30 protein-coding genes and 3 rRNA genes are annotated in these 20,184 nt (G+C 38.1%); all 33 read left to right on the top strand.

All coding sequences use genetic code 11. From position 1 onward, the window contains the following. The first annotated feature begins 30 nt into the window (after positions 1-30). The 33 genes from OC535_RS07875 to rplQ all read left to right on the top strand — a co-directional run bounded on the left by OC535_RS07875 (position 31) and on the right by rplQ (position 20,179). Positions 31-1,555, top strand: a 16S ribosomal RNA gene (locus OC535_RS07875). 235 nt (positions 1,556-1,790) lie between these two features. Next, positions 1,791-4,703 (top strand): 23S ribosomal RNA (locus OC535_RS07870). Positions 4,704-4,788: 85 nt separating this feature from the next. After that, positions 4,789-4,897: ribosomal RNA gene (gene rrf, locus OC535_RS07865) — 5S ribosomal RNA — on the top strand. Together the 16S, 23S and 5S rRNA genes form the textbook arrangement of a ribosomal RNA operon. A gap of 794 nt (positions 4,898-5,691) precedes the next feature. After that, positions 5,692-6,000 (top strand): 30S ribosomal protein S10, encoded by a 309-nt coding sequence (gene rpsJ, locus OC535_RS07860; RefSeq protein ID WP_024722595.1) that lies wholly within the window; start codon positions 5,692-5,694, stop codon positions 5,998-6,000. A 21-nt stretch (positions 6,001-6,021) separates the two neighbouring features. Further along, positions 6,022-6,750 (top strand): 50S ribosomal protein L3, encoded by a 729-nt coding sequence (gene rplC / locus OC535_RS07855; protein ID WP_024722594.1) that lies wholly within the window; start codon positions 6,022-6,024, stop codon positions 6,748-6,750. 21 nt (positions 6,751-6,771) lie between these two features. Further along, entirely contained in the window at positions 6,772-7,395 is a 624-nt protein-coding gene (rplD, locus tag OC535_RS07850) for a 50S ribosomal protein L4 (protein ID WP_024722593.1), read from the top strand. Beyond that, a complete protein-coding gene (gene rplW / locus OC535_RS07845) occupies positions 7,395-7,685 on the top strand; it encodes a 50S ribosomal protein L23 (protein ID WP_024722592.1) in 291 nt (96 codons plus the stop codon). The genes rplD and rplW overlap by 1 nt, the downstream gene beginning before the upstream one ends. Before the next feature lie 51 nt (positions 7,686-7,736). Then, complete coding sequence (gene rplB, locus OC535_RS07840; protein WP_024722591.1) at positions 7,737-8,570, top strand: 50S ribosomal protein L2; 834 nt, start codon at positions 7,737-7,739, stop codon at positions 8,568-8,570. Positions 8,571-8,588: 18 nt separating this feature from the next. Beyond that, positions 8,589-8,867: a 30S ribosomal protein S19 gene (gene rpsS / locus OC535_RS07835; RefSeq protein ID WP_024722590.1), complete on the top strand. Its 279-nt coding sequence runs from the start codon at positions 8,589-8,591 to the stop codon at positions 8,865-8,867. Positions 8,868-8,886: 19 nt separating this feature from the next. After that, a complete protein-coding gene (gene rplV, locus OC535_RS07830; RefSeq protein ID WP_024722589.1) occupies positions 8,887-9,219 on the top strand; it encodes a 50S ribosomal protein L22 in 333 nt (110 codons plus the stop codon). A gap of 11 nt (positions 9,220-9,230) precedes the next feature. After that, positions 9,231-9,884: a 30S ribosomal protein S3 gene (rpsC, locus tag OC535_RS07825; RefSeq protein ID WP_027089961.1), complete on the top strand. Its 654-nt coding sequence runs from the start codon at positions 9,231-9,233 to the stop codon at positions 9,882-9,884. Between the two features lie 2 nt (positions 9,885-9,886). Further along, positions 9,887-10,297: a 50S ribosomal protein L16 gene (rplP, locus tag OC535_RS07820; RefSeq protein WP_024722587.1), complete on the top strand. Its 411-nt coding sequence runs from the start codon at positions 9,887-9,889 to the stop codon at positions 10,295-10,297. A 2-nt stretch (positions 10,298-10,299) separates the two neighbouring features. After that, positions 10,300-10,494, top strand: a complete 195-nt coding sequence (gene rpmC / locus OC535_RS07815) for a 50S ribosomal protein L29 (RefSeq protein ID WP_024722586.1) — start codon at positions 10,300-10,302, stop codon at positions 10,492-10,494. 11 nt (positions 10,495-10,505) lie between these two features. Further along, positions 10,506-10,766 carry a 30S ribosomal protein S17 gene (rpsQ, locus tag OC535_RS07810; RefSeq protein ID WP_024722585.1) on the top strand — a complete coding sequence of 87 codons (261 nt, stop codon included), beginning with the start codon at positions 10,506-10,508 and terminating at the stop codon, positions 10,764-10,766. A 32-nt stretch (positions 10,767-10,798) separates the two neighbouring features. Further along, positions 10,799-11,167: a 50S ribosomal protein L14 gene (gene rplN / locus OC535_RS07805; RefSeq protein ID WP_024722584.1), complete on the top strand. Its 369-nt coding sequence runs from the start codon at positions 10,799-10,801 to the stop codon at positions 11,165-11,167. 13 nt (positions 11,168-11,180) lie between these two features. Next, a complete protein-coding gene (gene rplX, locus OC535_RS07800) occupies positions 11,181-11,516 on the top strand; it encodes a 50S ribosomal protein L24 (RefSeq protein ID WP_024722583.1) in 336 nt (111 codons plus the stop codon). An 11-nt stretch (positions 11,517-11,527) separates the two neighbouring features. Beyond that, on the top strand, positions 11,528-12,067 hold the full coding sequence (rplE, locus tag OC535_RS07795) for a 50S ribosomal protein L5 (protein ID WP_024722582.1): 540 nt from the start codon (positions 11,528-11,530) through the stop codon (positions 12,065-12,067). Between the two features lie 20 nt (positions 12,068-12,087). Continuing rightward, positions 12,088-12,273, top strand: a complete 186-nt coding sequence (locus OC535_RS07790) for a type Z 30S ribosomal protein S14 (RefSeq protein WP_003536834.1) — start codon at positions 12,088-12,090, stop codon at positions 12,271-12,273. 33 nt (positions 12,274-12,306) lie between these two features. Next, on the top strand, positions 12,307-12,702 hold the full coding sequence (gene rpsH / locus OC535_RS07785) for a 30S ribosomal protein S8 (RefSeq protein WP_024722581.1): 396 nt from the start codon (positions 12,307-12,309) through the stop codon (positions 12,700-12,702). Positions 12,703-12,732: 30 nt separating this feature from the next. Then, complete coding sequence (rplF, locus tag OC535_RS07780; RefSeq protein WP_024722580.1) at positions 12,733-13,278, top strand: 50S ribosomal protein L6; 546 nt, start codon at positions 12,733-12,735, stop codon at positions 13,276-13,278. A 21-nt stretch (positions 13,279-13,299) separates the two neighbouring features. Further along, entirely contained in the window at positions 13,300-13,656 is a 357-nt protein-coding gene (rplR, locus tag OC535_RS07775) for a 50S ribosomal protein L18 (protein WP_024722579.1), read from the top strand. Between the two features lie 12 nt (positions 13,657-13,668). After that, complete coding sequence (rpsE, locus tag OC535_RS07770; RefSeq protein WP_024722578.1) at positions 13,669-14,232, top strand: 30S ribosomal protein S5; 564 nt, start codon at positions 13,669-13,671, stop codon at positions 14,230-14,232. Positions 14,233-14,244: 12 nt separating this feature from the next. Further along, positions 14,245-14,427, top strand: coding sequence for a 50S ribosomal protein L30 (gene rpmD, locus OC535_RS07765; protein WP_004610089.1), 183 nt, complete (start codon positions 14,245-14,247; stop codon positions 14,425-14,427). Between the two features lie 13 nt (positions 14,428-14,440). Then, on the top strand, positions 14,441-14,881 hold the full coding sequence (gene rplO, locus OC535_RS07760; RefSeq protein ID WP_024722577.1) for a 50S ribosomal protein L15: 441 nt from the start codon (positions 14,441-14,443) through the stop codon (positions 14,879-14,881). A gap of 1 nt (position 14,882) precedes the next feature. Then, the gene (gene secY / locus OC535_RS07755; protein WP_024722576.1) at positions 14,883-16,184 is read left to right on the top strand and encodes a preprotein translocase subunit SecY; all 1,302 of its coding nucleotides are present in this window, start codon (positions 14,883-14,885) and stop codon (positions 16,182-16,184) included. A 23-nt stretch (positions 16,185-16,207) separates the two neighbouring features. After that, positions 16,208-16,855, top strand: a complete 648-nt coding sequence (locus OC535_RS07750; protein WP_024722575.1) for an adenylate kinase — start codon at positions 16,208-16,210, stop codon at positions 16,853-16,855. After that, a complete protein-coding gene (map, locus tag OC535_RS07745) occupies positions 16,855-17,601 on the top strand; it encodes a type I methionyl aminopeptidase (protein ID WP_024722574.1) in 747 nt (248 codons plus the stop codon). Before OC535_RS07750 ends, map begins: the two co-directional genes overlap by 1 nt. A gap of 20 nt (positions 17,602-17,621) precedes the next feature. Beyond that, positions 17,622-17,843 carry a translation initiation factor IF-1 gene (infA, locus tag OC535_RS07740; protein WP_003536851.1) on the top strand — a complete coding sequence of 74 codons (222 nt, stop codon included), beginning with the start codon at positions 17,622-17,624 and terminating at the stop codon, positions 17,841-17,843. Positions 17,844-17,874: 31 nt separating this feature from the next. Further along, positions 17,875-17,988 (top strand): 50S ribosomal protein L36, encoded by a 114-nt coding sequence (gene rpmJ / locus OC535_RS07735; RefSeq protein WP_006505646.1) that lies wholly within the window; start codon positions 17,875-17,877, stop codon positions 17,986-17,988. 26 nt (positions 17,989-18,014) lie between these two features. Further along, a complete protein-coding gene (gene rpsM, locus OC535_RS07730; protein ID WP_027089968.1) occupies positions 18,015-18,380 on the top strand; it encodes a 30S ribosomal protein S13 in 366 nt (121 codons plus the stop codon). 19 nt (positions 18,381-18,399) lie between these two features. Beyond that, positions 18,400-18,792 carry a 30S ribosomal protein S11 gene (rpsK, locus tag OC535_RS07725; RefSeq protein WP_024722572.1) on the top strand — a complete coding sequence of 131 codons (393 nt, stop codon included), beginning with the start codon at positions 18,400-18,402 and terminating at the stop codon, positions 18,790-18,792. Between the two features lie 47 nt (positions 18,793-18,839). After that, positions 18,840-19,784, top strand: coding sequence for a DNA-directed RNA polymerase subunit alpha (locus OC535_RS07720; RefSeq protein ID WP_024722571.1), 945 nt, complete (start codon positions 18,840-18,842; stop codon positions 19,782-19,784). A 32-nt stretch (positions 19,785-19,816) separates the two neighbouring features. Continuing rightward, the gene (gene rplQ, locus OC535_RS07715; RefSeq protein WP_024722570.1) at positions 19,817-20,179 is read left to right on the top strand and encodes a 50S ribosomal protein L17; all 363 of its coding nucleotides are present in this window, start codon (positions 19,817-19,819) and stop codon (positions 20,177-20,179) included. Positions 20,180-20,184 lie beyond the last annotated feature (5 nt).

The raw sequence follows: 20,184 nt of genomic DNA, 5'->3' as shown, positions 1-20,184 counted from the left end.
AAACAAACGAAAGATTGTAAAGATAAAGAGACAATGGAGAGTTTGATCCTGGCTCAGGATGAACGCTGGCGGCGTGCCTAATACATGCAAGTCGAACGCGGGCAGCAATGCCCGAGTGGCGAACGGGTGAGTAATACATAAGTAACCTGCCCTTTACAGGGGGATAACTATTGGAAACGATAGCTAAGACCGCATAGGTAAAGATACCGCATGGTAAGTTTATTAAAAGTGCCAAGGCACTGGTAGAGGATGGACTTATGGCGCATTAGCTAGTTGGTGAGGTAACGGCTCACCAAGGCGACGATGCGTAGCCGACCTGAGAGGGTGACCGGCCACACTGGGACTGAGACACGGCCCAGACTCCTACGGGAGGCAGCAGTAGGGAATTTTCGGCAATGGGGGGAACCCTGACCGAGCAACGCCGCGTGAAGGAGGAAGGTCTTCGGACTGTAAACTTCTGTTATAAAGGAAGAAAGGCGGATACAGGGAATGGTATCCGAGTGACGGTACTTTATGAGGAAGCCACGGCTAACTACGTGCCAGCAGCCGCGGTAATACGTAGGTGGCAAGCGTTATCCGGAATTATTGGGCGTAAAGAGGGAGCAGGCGGCAGCAAGGGTCTGTGGTGAAAGACTGAAGCTTAACTTCAGTAAGCCATAGAAACCGGGCAGCTAGAGTGCAGGAGAGGATCGTGGAATTCCATGTGTAGCGGTGAAATGCGTAGATATATGGAGGAACACCAGTGGCGAAGGCGACGATCTGGCCTGCAACTGACGCTCAGTCCCGAAAGCGTGGGGAGCAAATAGGATTAGATACCCTAGTAGTCCACGCCGTAAACGATGAGTACTAAGTGTTGGGAGTCAAATCTCAGTGCTGCAGTTAACGCAGTAAGTACTCCGCCTGAGTAGTACGTTCGCAAGAATGAAACTCAAAGGAATTGACGGGGGCCCGCACAAGCGGTGGAGCATGTGGTTTAATTCGAAGCAACGCGAAGAACCTTACCAGGTCTTGACATACTCATAAAGGCTCCAGAGATGGAGAGATAGATATATGGGATACAGGTGGTGCATGGTTGTCGTCAGCTCGTGTCGTGAGATGTTGGGTTAAGTCCCGCAACGAGCGCAACCCTTATCGTTAGTTACCATCATTAAGTTGGGGACTCTAGCGAGACTGCCAGTGACAAGCTGGAGGAAGGCGGGGATGACGTCAAATCATCATGCCCCTTATGACCTGGGCTACACACGTGCTACAATGGATGGAGCAGAGGGAAGCGAAGCCGCGAGGTGGAGCGAAACCCAGAAAACCATTCTCAGTTCGGATTGTAGTCTGCAACTCGACTACATGAAGTTGGAATCGCTAGTAATCGCGAATCAGCATGTCGCGGTGAATACGTTCTCGGGCCTTGTACACACCGCCCGTCACACCATGAGAGTTGATAACACCCGAAGCCGGTGGCCTAACCGCAAGGAGGGAGCTGTCTAAGGTGGGATTGATGATTGGGGTGAAGTCGTAACAAGGTATCCCTACGGGAACGTGGGGATGGATCACCTCCTTTCTAAGGAGAAAGAAGAGAAGTGAAGTTTCATTAATACTGTTTAGTTTTGAGTGATGCTCAGGAGGAGTATTGCTTAAAAGAGATCATTGAAAACTGGATAATAGAAGAAATTTGCGATAGAAAAGAAGAGATCGAGATAAGAAGATTATTGAGGTCTTTCTAGAGAAGTCGAAAACTAAGAAAAGAATCACTGAAGAGACGAAAGTAAATAGTAAAGTGATCAAGAACACCAATAGGTAAAGTAAGAAAGAGCGTATGGCGGATGCCTAGGCACAGAGAGGCGAAGAAGGACGCAGCAAACAGCGAAATGCGACGGTAAGCAGTAAGCATGCGAAGAGCCGTCGATATCCGAATGGGGGAACCCACCCGGAGTAGAGACCGGGTATCCTGAAGTGAAAAAATAGCTTCAGAGAGGCGAGACTCAGGGAACTGAAACATCTAAGTACCTGAAGGAAGAGAAAATAAAGAAATGATTCCCTAAGTAGTGGCGAGCGAAAGGGGAGGAGCCCAAACCGATCCAAGGATCGGGGTTGAAGGACTGTCGAGAAAGAGCAAGAAGACATTATAGACGAACGGAATGGGAAGTCCGGCGAAACAGGGTGAGAGCCCCGTAGTCGAAATAGTGAGGAAGCTTGAGACAGCACCTGAGTACGGCGGGACACGAGGAATCCTGTCGGAATCAGCCAGGACCATCTGGCAAGGCTAAATACTACTCTGTGACCGATAGTGAACCAGTACCGTGAGGGAAAGGTGAAAAGAACCCCGGGAGGGGAGTGAAAGAGAACCTGAAACCATATGCTTACAAGAAGTTAGAGCCCGTTAAAGGGTGATAGCGTGCCTTTTGTAGAATGAACCGGCGAGTTACGATATGGAGCGAGGTTAAGCAGGATATGCGGAGCCGAAGCGAAAGCGAGTCTTAAGAGGGCGAAAGTTGCATGTCGTAGACCCGAAACCGAGTGATCTAGCCATGACCAGGTTGAAGTTGGGGTAGAACCCGATGGAGGACCGAACCGACCCCCGTTGAAACGTTGGCGGATGAGTTGTGGCTAGGGGTGAAATTCCAATCGAACTCGGAGATAGCTGGTTCTCCCCGAAATAGCTTTAGGGCTAGCGTCGAGAGAGAGGTCAAGTGAAGGTAGAGCACTGAATATGTGATGGCCCCATCCCGGGGTACTGAATATAATCAAACTCCGAATGTCACAGAGACAGGCTCGGCAGTCAGACAGCGGGTGATAAGGTCCACTGTCAAAAGGGAAACAGCCCAGACCATCAGCTAAGGTCCCAAAATATATACTAAGTGGAAAAGGATGTGGAGATGTCCAGACAACTAGGAGGTTGGCTCAGAAGCAGCCATCCTTTAAAGAGTGCGTAACAGCTCACTAGTCGAATGACTCTGCGCCGATAATTTACCGGGGCTAAGTATATTACCGAAGCTATGGATTTACAGAGATGTAAGTGGTAGGGGAGCGTTCTATAGGCGGAGAAGCTGTACCGGAAGGAGCAGTGGAGCGTATAGAAGAGAGAATGCCGGTGTGAGTAGCGGAACGCGGGTGAGAATCCCGCGCACCGAAAACCCAAGGTTTCCAGAGGAAGGTTCGTCCGCTCTGGGTAAGTCGGGACCTAAGGCGAGGCCGAGAGGCGTAGTCGATGGACAACAGGTAGAGATTCCTGTACTTACGGTATGAATGAAGGAGTGACGGAGCAGGCTAGCGCATCCTGGAGCTGGAAAAGCAGGTGCAAGCGAGGTAGCTGACAGCCAGGCAAATCCGGTTGTCGAAAGGCGAAGGCGTGAAGCGGATGGAAAGCTAAGGCGAGTACAGAAGAGCGTGAAGCAAGCTTCCAAGAAAAGCTTCTAGTGCTAATCATACAGTAACCCGTACCGAAAATGGACACACATGGGTGAGGAGAGAATCCTAAGGTGAGCGAGAGAACTATAGCTAAGGAACTCTGCAAAATGACTCCGTAACTTAGGGAGAAGGAGTGCTCATAGAGATATGAGCCGCAGTGAAACGGCCCAAGCGACTGTTTACCAAAAACACAGCTCTATGCTAAGTCGAAAGACGACGTATATGGGGTGACGCCTGCCCGGTGCTGGAAGGTTAAGAGGATGTGTCAGCGCAAGCGAAGCACTGAATTGAAGCCCCAGTAAACGGCGGCCGTAACTATAACGGTCCTAAGGTAGCGAAATTCCTTGTCAGGTAAGTTCTGACCCGCACGAAAGGCGTAACGATTTGGGCGCTGTCTCAGCTGTAGACTCGGTGAAGTCTTAGTACCTGTGAAGATGCAGGTTACCCGCGACTAGACGGAAAGACCCCATGGAGCTTTACTGCAGCTTGATATTGGACTTTGATGCAGGATGTACAGGATAGGTAGGAGACGAAGAGACATGCACGCCAGTGTGTGAGGAGTCGCTGTTGGGATACTACTCTTCGTGTATTGGAGTTCTAACCGGATGCCATAAACTGGTGACGGGACAGTGTCAGGTGGGCAGTTTGACTGGGGCGGTCGCCTCCCAAAGAGTAACGGAGGCGCCCAAAGATACCCTCAGCTTGGATGGAAATCAAGCGCAGAGTGCAAAGGCAAAAGGGTGTTTGACTGCGAGACCAACAAGTCGAGCAGGGACGAAAGTCGGGCTTAGTGATCCGGCGGTGCTGAATGGAAAGGCCGTCGCTCAACGGATAAAAGCTACCCTGGGGATAACAGGCTGATCTCCCCCAAGAGTTCACATCGACGGGGAGGTTTGGCACCTCGATGTCGGCTCATCGCATCCTGGAGCTGAAGTCGGTTCCAAGGGTTGGGCTGTTCGCCCATTAAAGCGGTACGCGAGCTGGGTTCAGAACGTCGTGAGACAGTTCGGTCCCTATCTGTCGTGGGCGTAGGAAGTTTGAGAAGATCTGTCCTCAGTACGAGAGGACCGGGATGGACATATCAATGGTGCACCAGTTGTCACGCCAGTGGCACAGCTGGGTAGCTAAATATGGAAGGGATAAACGCTGAAGGCATCTAAGTGTGAAACCCACTTCAAGATGAGACTTCCCAAAACGCAAGTGAGTAAGACCCCTTAAAGACGATAAGGTAGATAGGTCAGGAGTGTAAGCATGGCGACATGTTAAGCGGACTGATACTAATAGGTCGAGGACTTAACCTAAAGAGAAGGTTGGAGACGAGCAAATGGAAGGAACTATTATCCGGTTTTGAGTGATTCTCGAAAGGAATTGCTTAAAGAGAAGAGATCTGGTAGCGATAGCATGATGGACACACCTGTACCCATACCGAACACAGAAGTTAAGCATCATAACGGCGAAGATAGTACTGCGGTGCGAAAATAGCAAGCTGCCGGTTCTTTTTTTATTTTGGATACCTCGGGTATCCTTTTTTTGTATTAGGCAAAAAATCAAGGAAAAAAGTAAAAAAATAAAAATAATACTTTAGAGTGCTTGTTATTTCAATGAGGGTAATAAAAGTATGAGCCTTGACAAGTTTAGAATTGTTAGGAATCTTATGATTCTTCAATCTTTTTTTAAGACAGCCAAGCAGAAGAATCAGTATGTCCATTGAGAAAAGCATCTTTAACAGTAATAGTGGCATAATTACTAATAGAATGGACATTAAAAACAAGAGTATTAATAGAAACAGATAAAAATTCAATGAATTGAGTTTTATTAGTATTACGTTTATGTTAATATGTACTGCATTAACCCGATTAGGTGTTGACAATAAATTCATAGTAAATTGAAAATATTTATTTTTAGTTTTTTCGCGATTTAGTATAGGTGTTCATATATAGTTTTGTTTATTTGGTTTTGATCGACTAAAATAAATACAATTTCTATGAACAGTTTTATGTAAAAATGAATAACGAATCTTAAGAGACAGCAAAGAAATATAAAAATGACGAATTGATTTTTACAGTCTCTTAATTCCAGTTTCATTTTACAATACACAGATTAAAATAAACTTGAAATAAATATAAAAAAACCTTGCAATGAGGCATCTTTTTTGTTAAAATATCACCGTTGGCGTTGCGTAGATGTGCGAGGTTGCTGAAACACCGAAGAGCGTTGTCATGAAACGGCATGTTTCAGGGAATTCGTATTGAGCAAGTCAAATCCTATGAAGTTGAAAGGAGAAAAATCATGGCAAATAATAAAATTAGAATTAGATTAAAATCGTTTGATCACAAAATTCTAGATAACTCAGCAGAAAAAATCATTGGTGCTGCTAAGAAATCTGGAGCACAAGTAGTAGGACCAGTTCCTCTACCAACAGAAAAAGAAATCTATACTATTTTAAGAGCTGTTCACAAATATAAAGATTCTCGTGAACAATTCGAAATCAGAACTCACAAACGTTTAATCGATATTGTTAATCCTACACAAGAAACAGTTGATATTCTAACAAGATTAGAATTACCAAGTGGTGTAGACATTGAAATTAAATTATAAGAAAGGTAAATGGTGTAACTCATGAAAGGAATCTTAGGTCGTAAGATTGGAATGACTCAAGTCTTCACAACTGATGGTTTATTAATCCCTGTAACTGTAGTAGAAGCTACTGAAAATGTTGTATTACAAAAGAAAACAGTTGCAACTGATGGATATGATGCTATTCAAGTTGGATTTGAAGATAAGAGAGAAAAATTAGCTAATAAAGCTGAATTAGGTATTGTAAAGAAAGCTAACACAGCTCCTAAGCGCTTCATCAGAGAATTTCGTTATGACGAAATGATGAGTTATGAAGTTGGAGATAAAATTACAGTTGATAGCTTCGTAGCTGGTGAAGTTGTGGATGTAACTGGAACTTCTAAAGGTAAAGGTTATCAAGGTGTTATTAAAAGACATGGACAACATATCGGTCCAAAAGGACATGGTTCAGGAGCTCATAGAATTGTTGGTTCAATGGGACCAATTGCTCCAAACAGAATTGCTCCAGGTAAAAAGTTACCAGGGCAAATGGGACATGTAACAAGAACAGTTCAAAATTTAGAAATTGTGGCTGTTGATGTAGAAAATAATTTATTATTAATCAAAGGTTCAGTACCAGGACCTAAAAAAGGATTAGTAATTGTAAAATCTGGAATTAAAGCAGCTGGTAAGGTAAATGAAGCTTATGAATTAGTAGATTTCACACCAGCAGTAGAAGAAACTAAAGAAGCAGATGCAGCAACTGAAACAGCAGTTGAAGCAGCTGAATAATTTAGGGAAGGAGGATTCGATATGCTTACAGTTAAAGTATATAACCAAGAAGGTTCTGAAGTAAAAGATTTAGAATTAAATGAAGCGGTATTTGGAATTGAACCAAATAAACAAGCATTATTTGATATGGTCTTATTACAAAGAGCATCATTAAGACAAGGTACTCATAAAGTAAAAAACCGTACTGAAGTTCGTGGTGGTGGTAAAAAACCATGGCGTCAAAAAGGTACTGGTAGAGCTAGACAAGGATCAATCCGTGCACCACAATGGCGTGGAGGAGGAGTTGTATTTGGTCCAACACCTAGAAGTTATAAATTTAAATTAAATCGTAAAGTTAGAAGATTAGCTCTTAAGTCAGCATTATCTACTAAGGTTAACGATAACGAATTCATGGCTTTAGAAGCTATTAAATTCGATGCTCCAAAAACTAAAGAAATGGTTAAAGTATTAGCTAATTTAGAAGCACCAGCTAAGACATTAATAGTTGTAGACGAAATTTGTCCAAATGTTGCTAGAAGTGCTAATAATATTCCAGGAGTTAAATTATTAGATGCAAAACATGTAAATGTTTATGATATATTAAACAGCAATAAGTTAATTATGACTGAAGCTGCTATTAAATCTGTTGAGGAGGTACTAGGATAATGGCACACATTACAGATGTATTGAAAAAACCTGTACTTACTGAAAAATCAATGACCCTTCAAGCAGAAGAAAACAAATACACATTTGATGTAGACGTTAATGCTAATAAAATTGAAATTAGACAAGCTGTAGAAGCAATGTTTGATGTAAAAGTTGAAAGTGTTAATGTAATCAATGTTAGACCTAAATCAAAAAGAGTAGGTAAATACGAAGGTAAAACTAACCGTAGAAGAAAAGCTATTGTTAAATTAGCTGAAGGTAGTGAAATTAGTTATTTCGGTGAGGAATAATCGATAAAATATTGGAATACATAATTCCAGATAAATAGGAGGAAACTAAAGATGGCAATCAAAACTTATAAGCCAGTGACTAATGGTCGTCGTAATATGACTTCATTAACTTTTGAAGAAATTACAACAAATAAACCTGAAAAATCTTTAGTTGCAAAAGTAAGTAAAAACGGTGGTCGTAATAACCAAGGTGTTATTACAACTCGTCATCATGGTGGAGGACATAAACGTAAATATCGTATTATTGATTTCAAACGTAATAAAGATGATATCGTTGGAACTGTTGCAACTATCGAGTATGATCCAAATAGATCAGCAAACATCGCATTGATCAACTATGCAGATGGTGAAAAAAGATATATCTTAGCTCCAAAAGGATTAGAAGTTGGAAGCAAAATCATATCTGGTGAAAATGCCGATATCAAAGTAGGAAATGCTTTACCAATGGGAAATATGCCTGAAGGTACAGTAATCCACAATATTGAAATGCAACCTGGTAAAGGTGGACAAATCGCACGTTCTGCTGGTGTGTCTGCTCAAATCTTAGGTAAAGAAGAAAGATATGTAATTGTCAGATTAGCATCTGGTGAAGTACGTAAATTATTAGCTGTATGTAGAGCAACTGTTGGAGTTGTTGGAAATGAAGACCATGGATTAGTTAACTATGGTAAAGCTGGACGTATGAGATGGAAAGGTGTAAAACCTACTGTACGTGGTTCTGTAATGAATCCTAACGACCATCCTCATGGTGGTGGTGAAGGTAGAACTTCTATCGGACGTAAGGCTCCAATGACACCTTGGGGTAAAAAAGCTATGGGTGTTAAAACTAGAAAAAATAAGAAAGCGTCTACTAAATTAATTGTACGTCGCAGAAATTCTAAATAATAAGAGGAGGAAGAAATAATGGCACGTAGTTTAAAAAAGGGACCATTTGTTGATGAACACTTAATGAAAAAAGTTGAAGCATTAAATGCGTCAGGTAAAAAAGAAGTTATCAAGACTTGGTCTAGACGTTCAACAATCTTCCCTCAATTTATTGAGCACACATTTGCAGTGTATAATGGAAGAGAACATATCCCAGTATATGTAACTGAAGATATGGTCGGACATAAATTAGGAGAATTCGCTCCAACAAGAACTTATCACGGTCATAGTGCTGATGATAAAAAAGCTGGAAAATAGAGAGAGGAGAATTTAAAACATGGAAGCAAGAGCTCAAGCTAAAATGATTCGTGTTTCACCTCAAAAAGCAAGATTAGTTGTTGACTTAGTGAGAGGTAAGCAAGTTAAAGAAGCACTTGGTATGTTAGAATATGTTAATAAAAGTGCAACTCCTGCAATCATTAAAGTTGTAAAATCTGCTGCACAAAACGCTGTTTATAATAACGGTGCTGAAGCAGAAAAGTTATATATTAAAGAAATCTATGTAGATGAAGGTCCTACATTAAAAAGATTCGCTGCTAGAGCAAAAGGTAGCGGAACAAGAATTTTAAAAAGAACTAGCCACATCACTTGTGTGGTAGAAGAAAGATAGGAGGTCACATTATGGGTCAAAAAGTAAGTCCAATTGGTTTGCGAGTTGGAATTAACCGTAATTGGGATTCTAGATGGTATGCTAACGATCAAGATTTTGCAGGTCTATTACATGAAGACATCAAAATTCGTGAATACTTATTAAAGAAACTTAAAGCGGCTTCAGTTGCTCGTGTTGAAATCGAAAGATCAAAAAACCGTGTTACTATCTTTGTTCATACATCTCGTCCAGGTGTTGTAATTGGTAAAGATGGTGAAGCTGTTGATGCGTTAAGAAAAGAAGTTAGTAAAATGGTTAAAGATAAACAAGTGTTTATCAATATAGTGGAAATTAAAAATCCAGATGTTGTTGCTCAATTAGTAGCTAATAACATTGCGGAACAATTAGAAAATCGTGCATCTTTTAGAACAGTTCAAAAACGTGCTATTCAAAGAGCAATGAGAGCTGGAGCTAAAGGAATTAAAACTAGTGTTTCAGGACGTTTAGGAGGAGCTGATATGGCTCGTGCTGAAGGTTACTCTGAAGGGAATGTCCCTCTTCATACTTTAAGAGCTGATATTGATTATGCAACTGCAGAAGCAGATACTACTTATGGTAAATTAGGAGTTAAAGTTTGGATTTGTAAGGGAGAAATCCTTCCTGAAAAGAAGAAAGGGGATAAATAATCATGTTGATGCCTAAAAGAACAAAATACAGAAGACCTCATCGTGTTAAATATGAAGGTAAAGCTAAAGGCGGAACTCAAGTATCATTTGGTGAATTTGGATTACAAGCAACAGAAGGTGCTTGGATCACTTCTCGTCAAATCGAAGCTGCCCGTGTTGCTATCAACCGTCGTTTAAACCGTGGTGGTAAAGTATGGATTAGAATTTTCCCTCACTTAGCTAAAACTAAAAAACCATTAGAAGTACGTATGGGATCTGGGAAAGGTTCTCCAGAAGAATGGGTAGCAGTTGTTAAAACTGGTCGTGTTCTTTTTGAAGTAGCAGGTGTTGATGAAGAACTTGCTAGAGAAGCTCTTAGACTTGCATCTCATAAATTACCTATTAAATGTAAAATCATTGGAAAGGGTGAATAGTCATGACAGTTCAAGAAATTAGAGAATTAGATAACGCTGCTTTGTTAGAAAAAGTAGAAGAATACAAAAAAGAGCTATTTGGACTTCGTTTCCAACAAGCTACTGGACAATTAGAAAACACAGCACGTATTAGAACGGTTCGTAAATCTATCGCTAGAATTAAAACAATTATTAGAGAAAGAGAATTGAACCAATAGGAGGAGATACAATGGAAAGAAACAATCGTAAAGTTTACACTGGTACAGTTGTATCTACTAAAATGGATAAAACTATTACAGTGCTAGTAGAAACACATGTAAAACATAAATTATATGGTAAACGTATGAAATCTTCAACTAAGTTTCATGCTCATGATGAAGAAAACGTTGCAAATGTTGGTGATACAGTAAAAATCATGTCAACAAGACCATTATCTGCAACAAAACGTTTCCGTTTGGTAGAAATCGTTAAAAAAGCAGAAACTGTTTAATATATTAAAACTCTAAAAGGAGGTAACCAAGAATGATCCAAAACGAAAGTAGACTTAAAGTCGCTGATAACACTGGAGCTAAAGAAGTATTAGTAATCCGTAATTTAGGTGGATCTAATCGTAAATTTAGTAACATCGGTGATGTTGTTGTGGCTACAGTTAAACAAGCAGCACCAGGTGGTTCTGTAAAAAAAGGTGAAGTAGTAAAAGCGGTTATCGTAAGAACTAGATATGGAGTCGGAAGAGAGAATGGTTCATATATCAAATTCGATGACAACGCTTGTGTAATTATAAAGGAAGATAAGTCTCCAAAAGGGACTCGTATCTTCGGACCAGTTGCAAGAGAGTTAAGAGATGCAGATTTTATGAAAATCGTATCATTAGCTCCAGAAGTATTATAGGAGGAACTTAAACATGAAAATCCGTGTAGGTGATACTGTAGAAGTTATCGCAGGTAAAGATAAAGGAAAACAAGGTGAAGTGTTACAAGTTCTTGCAAAACAAGACAAAGTAATCGTTGAAGGAGTTAATATGGTAACTAAACATATTAAACCTTCACAAGCAGATCCTGAAGGTGGAATTGTAACAAGAGAAGCGCCTATTCATGTTTCTAATGTTGCATTCTATGATTCAAAAGCTAAGGCTCCTGTTAAACTTGGATATAAATTTGTTGAAAAAGATGGTAAACAAGTAAAAGTTCGAGTTAACAGAAAAACTGGAGCTGAAGTTGATAAAAAGAAAAAGAAGTAGGAGGATAAAGAATGAGCCGTTTAATGGAACGTTATCAAAACGAAGTGGTTAAATCTTTAATGGAAAAATTCAATTATTCTTCAAAAATGCAAGCTCCTAAGATTGAAAAAATCGTTTTAAATATCGGTGTAGGTGATGCAGTATCTAATTCAAAATTATTAGATGAAGCTGTTAATGAATTAACATTAATCAGTGGGCAAAAACCTGTTATCACTAGAGCTAAAAAATCAATCGCTGGATTCAAATTACGTGAAGGAGCACCAATTGGGTGTAAAGTAACTTTACGTGGTGAAAGAATGTATGAATTTTTAGATAAATTAGTTAATATCTCTTTACCTCGAGTTAGAGATTTCAGAGGTGTTTCAAACAATTCATTTGATGGAAGAGGAAATTATACTTTAGGTATTAAAGAACAATTAATTTTCCCTGAAATCAACTTTGATAAAGTAAATAAATTAAGAGGAATGGATATCGTATTCGTAACTACAGCTAAGACTGATGAAGAAGGTCATGAATTATTAGCTCAATTAGGAATGCCATTCAAAAAATAAGAAGGAGGACTCACAAAAATATGGCAAAAACATCAATGAAAGTGAAACAACAACGTCCTCAGAAATACAAAGTGCGTGAATACACACGTTGTGAACGTTGTGGAAGACCACATTCAGTAATTAGAAAATTCAAACTTTGTAGAATTTGCTTCCGCGAATTAGCTTACAAAGGTGAAATTCCAGGTGTTAAAAAAGCAAGCTGGTAATAATTTTATCCAGATGGAAGGAGGATTTAGCAAATGGTTATGACAGATCCAATTGCAGATATGTTAACAAGAATCCGTAATGCAAACAGACAACATCACGAAACAGTAATGGTGCCTGCTTCAAAATTAAAAGTAGATATTGCTGAAATTTTGAAAAATGAAGGATTCATTAAAGGATATAAAGTTGAGGGCGAAGGTCCAATTAAAAATATCGTTATCACTTTAAAATATAGAGGTAATGATCGAGTAATCACTGATTTAAAGAGAATCTCTAAACCAGGATTACGTGTGTATGCTAAAGTAAATGAAATTCCTAAAGTATTAAATGGATTAGGAATTGTAATCTTATCAACTTCTCAAGGTGTAATAACTGACAAAGAAGCTCGTGCTAAACAAGTCGGTGGAGAAGTTCTTGCATATATTTGGTAATAAAAAATATAATTCAGGAGGTGCAAACTGATGTCTCGTGTCGGTAATAAAATTATTAATGTACCTGAAGGAGTTACAGTAGAAGTCGCTGAGGATAATACAGTAACTGTTACAGGTCCAAAAGGGACTTTAGTAAGACAATTTTCACCAGTAATTTCAATTAATCAAGAAGATAATGTAATTACTGTTGCTAGAAGTAGTGAACAAAAAACTCATAAACAATTACATGGTACAACAAGAGCATTACTTGCAAACATGATCGAAGGAGTACACGTTGGATTCAAGAAAGAATTAGAAATCGTCGGAATCGGATATCGTGGACAAATGAAAGGGAATACCTTAGTTTTAAATATCGGTTATTCTCATCCAGTAGAAGTTGAAGGTGAAGAAGGAGTTAAAATTGAAACTCCATCAAATACTAAGATCGTTGTATCTGGTATTTCAAAAGAACGTGTTGGACAAGTTGCTGCTCAAATTAGAGAAGTAAGAAAACCTGAACCATACAAAGGTAAAGGAATTAAATATGTTGATGAAAGAATCATCAGAAAAGAAGGAAAAACTGCTGGTAAGAAGTAGTTTTGAAAGGAGCAAATTAAAATGTCAAAATTACAATCTCGTAATGATGTTCGTTTAAAAAGACATGCTAGAGTTCGTGCTAAAATCAGTGGGACTCCAGAATGCCCAAGATTAAATGTGTTCCGTTCAAATGCTCATATTCATGCGCAAGTTATTGATGATGTTAATGGTGTAACTTTAGCTAGTGCATCAAGTGTTAATATGAAATTAGAAAACGGGTCTAACATTGCTGCAGCAACTGCTGTTGGTAAAGCTGTTGGAGAAGCAGCACTTGCAAAGAATATTAAAAAAGTAGTATTTGATCGTGGTGGATATGTTTATCATGGTCGTGTAAAAGCCCTAGCTGAAGCTGCTAGAGAAGCTGGATTAGAATTCTAGAGGGAGGTCAATATGGAACAACGTAAACCAAGAAACAATGGACCAAGAAACAATGGACCTAAAAAAGGTCAAAGAAACAATGGACCTAGAAGAGAAGAAAAAGAATTTGAAGAACGTGTTGTTACTATTAACCGTGTAACTAAAGTAGTTAAAGGTGGACGTAAATTCCGCTTTGCAGCATTAGTTGTAATTGGTGATAGAAAAGGTAGAGTTGGTTTTGGTACAGGTAAAGCTAACGAAGTACCTGATGCAATCAGAAAAGCTTCTGAAAATGCAAAAAGAAATATTATCAACGTTCCTTCAGTTCATGGAACAATTCCTCATGATGTTACTGGTATTTATGGATCAGGTAAAGTATTTATTAAACCTGCTTCTCAAGGTACTGGAATCATTGCCGGAGGACCAGTTCGTGCCGTTGTAGAATTAGCTGGATATACTGATATTTTATCTAAATCATTAGGTTCTAGAACACCTATTAACATGGTTAGAGCTACAATGGAAGGATTAGCATCATTAAAAACAGTTAACCAAGTTGCTGAATTAAGAGACAAAAAAGTAGAAGAAATTTTTGGATAGGAGGGCGTAAAGATGGCAAAAACAGTTATGATTACGCTTGTAAAAAGTCCAATTGGTCGTTTACCAAAACAACGGGCTACTCTTAAAGCGTTAGGTTTAACAAAATTAAATAAAACTGTAGAAAAAGAAAACAACGAATTTATTCAAGGAATGATCAAAGTTGTTGAACACCTAGTAAAAGTAGAAGAAAAATAGGGAGGTGTAACTAATGAAACTACACGAATTACAATACACTGAAGGTGCACGTAAAGCTAGAAAACGTGTTGGACGTGGTACAAGTTCTGGTACTGGTAAGACTGCTGGTAGAGGACAAAAGGGTCAAGGTGCTAGATCAGGTGGTGGAAAGAAACCTGGATTTGAAGGGGGACAAACACCATTATTCATGCGTTTACCAAAACGTGGTTTTACAAATTTCAACAGAATAGAATACGCTATTGTTAATCTAGAACAATTAAATTCATTTGAAGCAGGGGCAACTGTTTGTCCTCAGACTTTAAAAGAAGCTGGAATTATTAAAAAAGAATTAGACGGTGTGAAGGTTCTTGGTAATGGTAAATTAGAAAAAGCTATTACAGTTAAGGCTCATAAATTTTCTAAATCTGCTGTTGCCGCAATCGAAGCTGCAGGTGGAAAAACTGAGGTGATTTAAGATGTTTACATTTTTGAAAAGCGTTTTCAAAAAAGGTGAACTTCGCCAAAAAATAATTTTCACTCTAGGAATTCTATTTGTTTACCGTTTAGGGGCTGCAATTACTATTCCGAGTGTCAACACTGGAGCATTAAGTTCTAGTGATGCCACTAATGGGATTTTTGGGATTATGAACTTACTTGGTGGGGGAACTTTAGAAAGATTCTCATTGTTCTCACTAGGAGTTTCACCTTATATCACTTCTTCTATCATTATTGAACTTTTATCAATGGATGTAATTCCTGTTTTAAGTCAATGGCGTAAAGAAGGTAACACAGGTAAAAAGAAAAAAGACCGTGTTACAAGATATGTAACTTTATTTTTAGCAGCATTACAAGGAGGCGTGTTAACATACGCTTTTGATAATGGATATAATATTTTATCAGATTCAAGTATTTGGACATACATCTATGTTGTTTTAGTTATGATGGCTGGAAGTATGTTAGCTGTATGGTTAGGGGATCAAATTACAAATAAGGGAATTGGTAATGGGGTTTCATTATTAATTTTCACAGGAATTGTTTCTAACTTACCAACTAGCTTTATAACTACTTTTAATAATTTAGTTGATACTAGTGGTAAAGCTGTTGATATGTGGTTAGGAATAGCTTGGTATGCATTATTTGTGATAGTTTATCTTTCAATTGTAATCTTTGTTGTTTTCAATGAAGGCGCTGTAAGAAAGATACCAATTATTTATGCAACTAGCTCTAATACAACAATGAGAACTAAAGATCAAACACATATGCCTATTAAGATTAATAGCTCAGGGGTTATTCCTGTTATCTTTGCTTCTTCAGTATTAGCAGCTCCAAGAACTATTGTTAGTTTTATGGAAACTAGCAGTGTTACTACTTGGATAAATACAATTTTTAATTATCAAGAACCAGTTGGATTTATTCTATATATCTTGATGATTATTGGATTTACATTTTTCTATTCTAATTTACAGATCGATGCCGATAAAATCAGTGATGATTTGAAGAAAAATGGTGGATCTATTCCTGGAGTTAGAACGGGAACAGATACTAAAAATTACATTAAAAAGGTCTTAAACAGAATTACAGTAGTAGGATCTTTATCACTATGCATTATTGCCGCTATTCCTATCATCACACCAGTTATTTGGTCACAAACTGCTAATGCGTCATTATCACTTGGTGGTACTGGATTAATCATCGTTACTGGTGTAGCATTGGAAACTGTAAAACAGATTAAAACACATATTACAAGAAAAGAATATCACGGTTATATTCGTAGATAGTATAAGAAAGAGGGCGCATATACATGAATATTATTCTAATGGGACCACCTGGAGCCGGTAAGGGTACTCAGGCAGCAAACTTAGTTAAAGAGTATGGACTTACTCATATCTCTACAGGGGACATTTTTAGAAAAGCACTAAAAGAACAAACAAAATATGGTGTAATTGCTAAATATTTTATGCAGTTTGGTCATTTAGTTCCTGATGATTATACTATCCAAATGGTAAGAGAATATTTACAAGAAAATGAATTCCCAAAAGGATTTATTCTTGATGGATTTCCTCGTACTATAATTCAGGCTCGTGAACTAGAAAGTATTGCTAAGGAATTTGGTTTTGAGATCGATGCTGTAATTAATTTAGACATTGAATTAGATCGCTTAGTACCACGACTTTCTGGTAGAAGAACTTGTAAAGAATGTGGAGCAAGTTATCACATTGAGTATAATCCACCTAAAGTTGAAGGAATTTGCGATATTTGTGGTGGAGAATTGTATCAAAGACCTGATGAAAGCGAAGAAGCTGTAAAAGTTAGACTTGATACTTATGAAAAACAAACTAGACCTTTAATTGATTATTATACAATGAAAGGACAAATCACTAATATTAATGGTGATCAATCTATGGAAGACGTCTTTAAGGATATCAAAGCTAGCCTGGAGGTTAAATAATGATTGTTACCAAAGACCGTAGAGAAATTGAATTGATGAGAGAAGCTGGAAGAATTGTTGCATTAGTGCATGAAAAACTTAAAGAAGTGATTGTACCTGGAATTACAACTAAACAAATTGATGAGATTTGTGAGAAAGTAATTCGTGACAATAATGCAACTCCTTCATTCCTTCATTTATATGGATTTCCAAATAGTGTTTGTACTTCAATAAATGAAGTTGTTGTTCATGGAATTCCAAGTGATCGAAAATTGGAAGAAGGAGATATTATTTCAGTTGATGTTGGGGCTTGCTATAAAGGATATCACGGTGATAGTGCCTGGACTTATGCAGTCGGAAAAATAAGTGATGAAGCTAAACGTTTAATGGAAGTTTGTGAAGCTTCGTTATATGCAGGTTTACAACAAGTTAAACCAGGGAATCGCTTATCAGATATTTCTCACGCTGTACAGGTATATCTTGAAGATCATGGTTGTACTACACCACTTGATTATACTGGACATGGAATAGGTAGTGAAGTACATGAGGATCCAGCTGTTCCAAATTATGGTAAAGCGGGTCGTGGACCAAGACTTAAAGCAGGAATGACACTTGCAATTGAACCGATGGCTCATTTAGGAGGCTGTGAGACTGAGGTATTGGAAGATGGCTGGACAGTTGTAACAAAAGACCGCTCTTTAGCGGCTCATTATGAACATACAATCGTCATTACAGATGATGGTTATGAAATTTTAACTAAACTTTAATTAAAAGGGAGTTGAGACCTATGGCAAAGAAGGATGACGTTCTTGAAGTAGAAGCAACGGTACTTGAGACATTACCAAATGCAATGTTTAAAGTAGCGTTAGAAAATGGAGTAGAAATCCTTGCTCACGTTTCTGGTAAAATCCGTATGCATTACATTCGCATTTTACCGGGGGACAGGGTTACGGTAGAAATTTCTCCATATGATTTAACACGTGGGCGAATAACATTTAGACATAAATAAAACTTAAATCTTCCAGGAGGAGGTAGACAAGATGAAAGTAAGACCATCTGTAAAACCAATCTGTGATAAATGCAGAGTAATTAAAAGAAAAGGGCGCGTAATGGTTATTTGCGAAAACCCTAAACATAAACAAAGACAAGGTTAATTAGTAGTTAATTAGGAGGAAATAAAATGGCTCGTATTGCTGGAGTTGATATCCCACGTGACAAACGTGTGGTTATCTCATTAACTTATATCTATGGTATTGGTAAACCAACAGCACAAGAAATCTTGAAAAAAGTTGGAATTAATGAAGATACCAGAGTAAAAGATTTAACTGAAGATGAAATTGGTAAAATTAGAAAAGAAGTAGAATCAATCAAAGTTGAAGGTGATCTTCGTCGTGAAGTAGCTTTAAACATTAAACGTTTAATGGAAATTGGAAGCTACAGAGGAATTCGTCACCGTAAAGGACTTCCTGTTCGTGGTCAAAAAACAAAAACAAATGCTCGTACTCGTAAAGGTAAAGCAAAACCAATCGCAGGAAAGAAAAAGTAAGATAGGAGGATGAACTAGAATGGCAAAGGTAAGACAAGTACGCGGAAAAAAACGTGTAAAGAAAAATATTGCAAAAGGTGTAGCACATGTTCATTCAACTTTCAATAATACTATTGTGACAATTACTGATGAACATGGAAATGTATTAACATGGTCTAGTGCAGGGGCATTAGGATTCAAAGGTTCTAGAAAATCTACGCCATTTGCTGCACAAATGGCTTCTGAAGCTGCTGCAAAAGCATCAATGGATCATGGAGTAAAATCTGTAGAAGTATGTGTAAAAGGTCCAGGACCAGGTCGTGAAGCTGCAGTTAGAGCTTTACAAGCTGCTGGATTAGAAGTAACATCAATTAATGATGTAACACCAATTCCACATAACGGGTGCCGTCCACCAAAACGTCCTCGTGGATAATTATTGTATGATCAAAAAAATGATAATTCCTAGTGAGGAGGGAAACAATGCAAAAGTTTGAAAAAGCAAATTTTAATATAGCTAATTATGATGAAACAGATAATTATGGTAAATTTGTTATTGAACCTCTAGAAAGAGGGTTTGGTACAACTTTGGGGAATTCACTTCGTCGAGTTCTTCTATCTTCTTTACCTGGATCTGCTGTTTATGCAATTAAAGTTCAAGGAGCAATTCATGAATTTTCTGCAGTAGATGGTGTTGTAGAAGATGTTACATCAATTATCTTAAATCTTAAAAAGTTAGTTTTTGATGTAGATAGTGATGAATCGGCTACAATGATTATTGATGTTGAGGGACCTGCTACAGTAACAGGTGCTGATATTCAATGCCCTTCTGAAGTAACAATGATCTCTAACGATATGGTAATTGCTCATGTTGCTCAAGGTGCTCACTTATACATGGAATTATATGCAAAAAAAGATCGTGGTTATGTAAGTGCTGATCAAAACAAGAAAGATATTAATACAATTGGTATTATTCCAACTGATTCAATCTTTTCGCCAGTTGAAAAAGTATCTTATGCAGTTGAACCAACTCGTGTTGGGGAAAGTGCAAAATACGATCAATTAACATTAGAAATTGAAACAAATGGAGCATTAAAACCTTATGAAGCTATTTCTCTAGCTGCTAAGATTTTGGTGGAACACTTAAATATGTTTGTTGAGTTGACTGATATGGCTGTAAATATGGAAGTTATGTCTGAGGCTCAAAGTGATACTACTAATAAAGTATTGGATATGACAATTGAAGAATTAGATTTATCAGTACGTTCATACAATTGTTTAAAAAGAGCAGGAATCCAAACTGTTCAAGATCTTGCCGCTAAATCTGAAGATGATATGATCAAAGTAAGAAATTTAGGTAAGAAATCTTTAAAAGAAGTAAAAGAAAAATTAGTTGAATTAGGGTTAGGGTTTAAACCTATCGATTAATTCGCAAATACGAAGGAAGGAGCGCTAATCTCATGGCTAAAAATAGAAAATTAGGACGTACTTCTGATATTAGAAAGTCAATGTTACGTTCTCTTGCGACAGAAGTAATAATGTATGGTAAATTAGAAACTACAGAAACAAGAGCAAAAGAAGTTCGTTCTGTTGTAGATGAATTGATTACTTTAGGTAAACGTGGTGACTTACATGCTAGACGTCAAGCTGCTGCAGTATTACACAATGTAATTGATGAATCAACTGGTAAAACAGCTGTGCAAAAATTATTTGATGAAGTAGCACCAAAATATAAGAATGTAAATGGAGGATACACTCGTATCTTAAAAACTTACAATCGTAAAGGTGACAATGCCCCAATGGCAATCATTTCATTAGTATAATTAAA

The sequence above is a fragment of the Clostridium sp. Marseille-Q5894 genome, from assembly GCF_946902305.1.
GTDB lineage: Bacteria > Bacillota_I > Bacilli_A > Erysipelotrichales > Coprobacillaceae > Thomasclavelia.
This window is presented reverse-complemented; position numbering and strand designations above follow the sequence as displayed.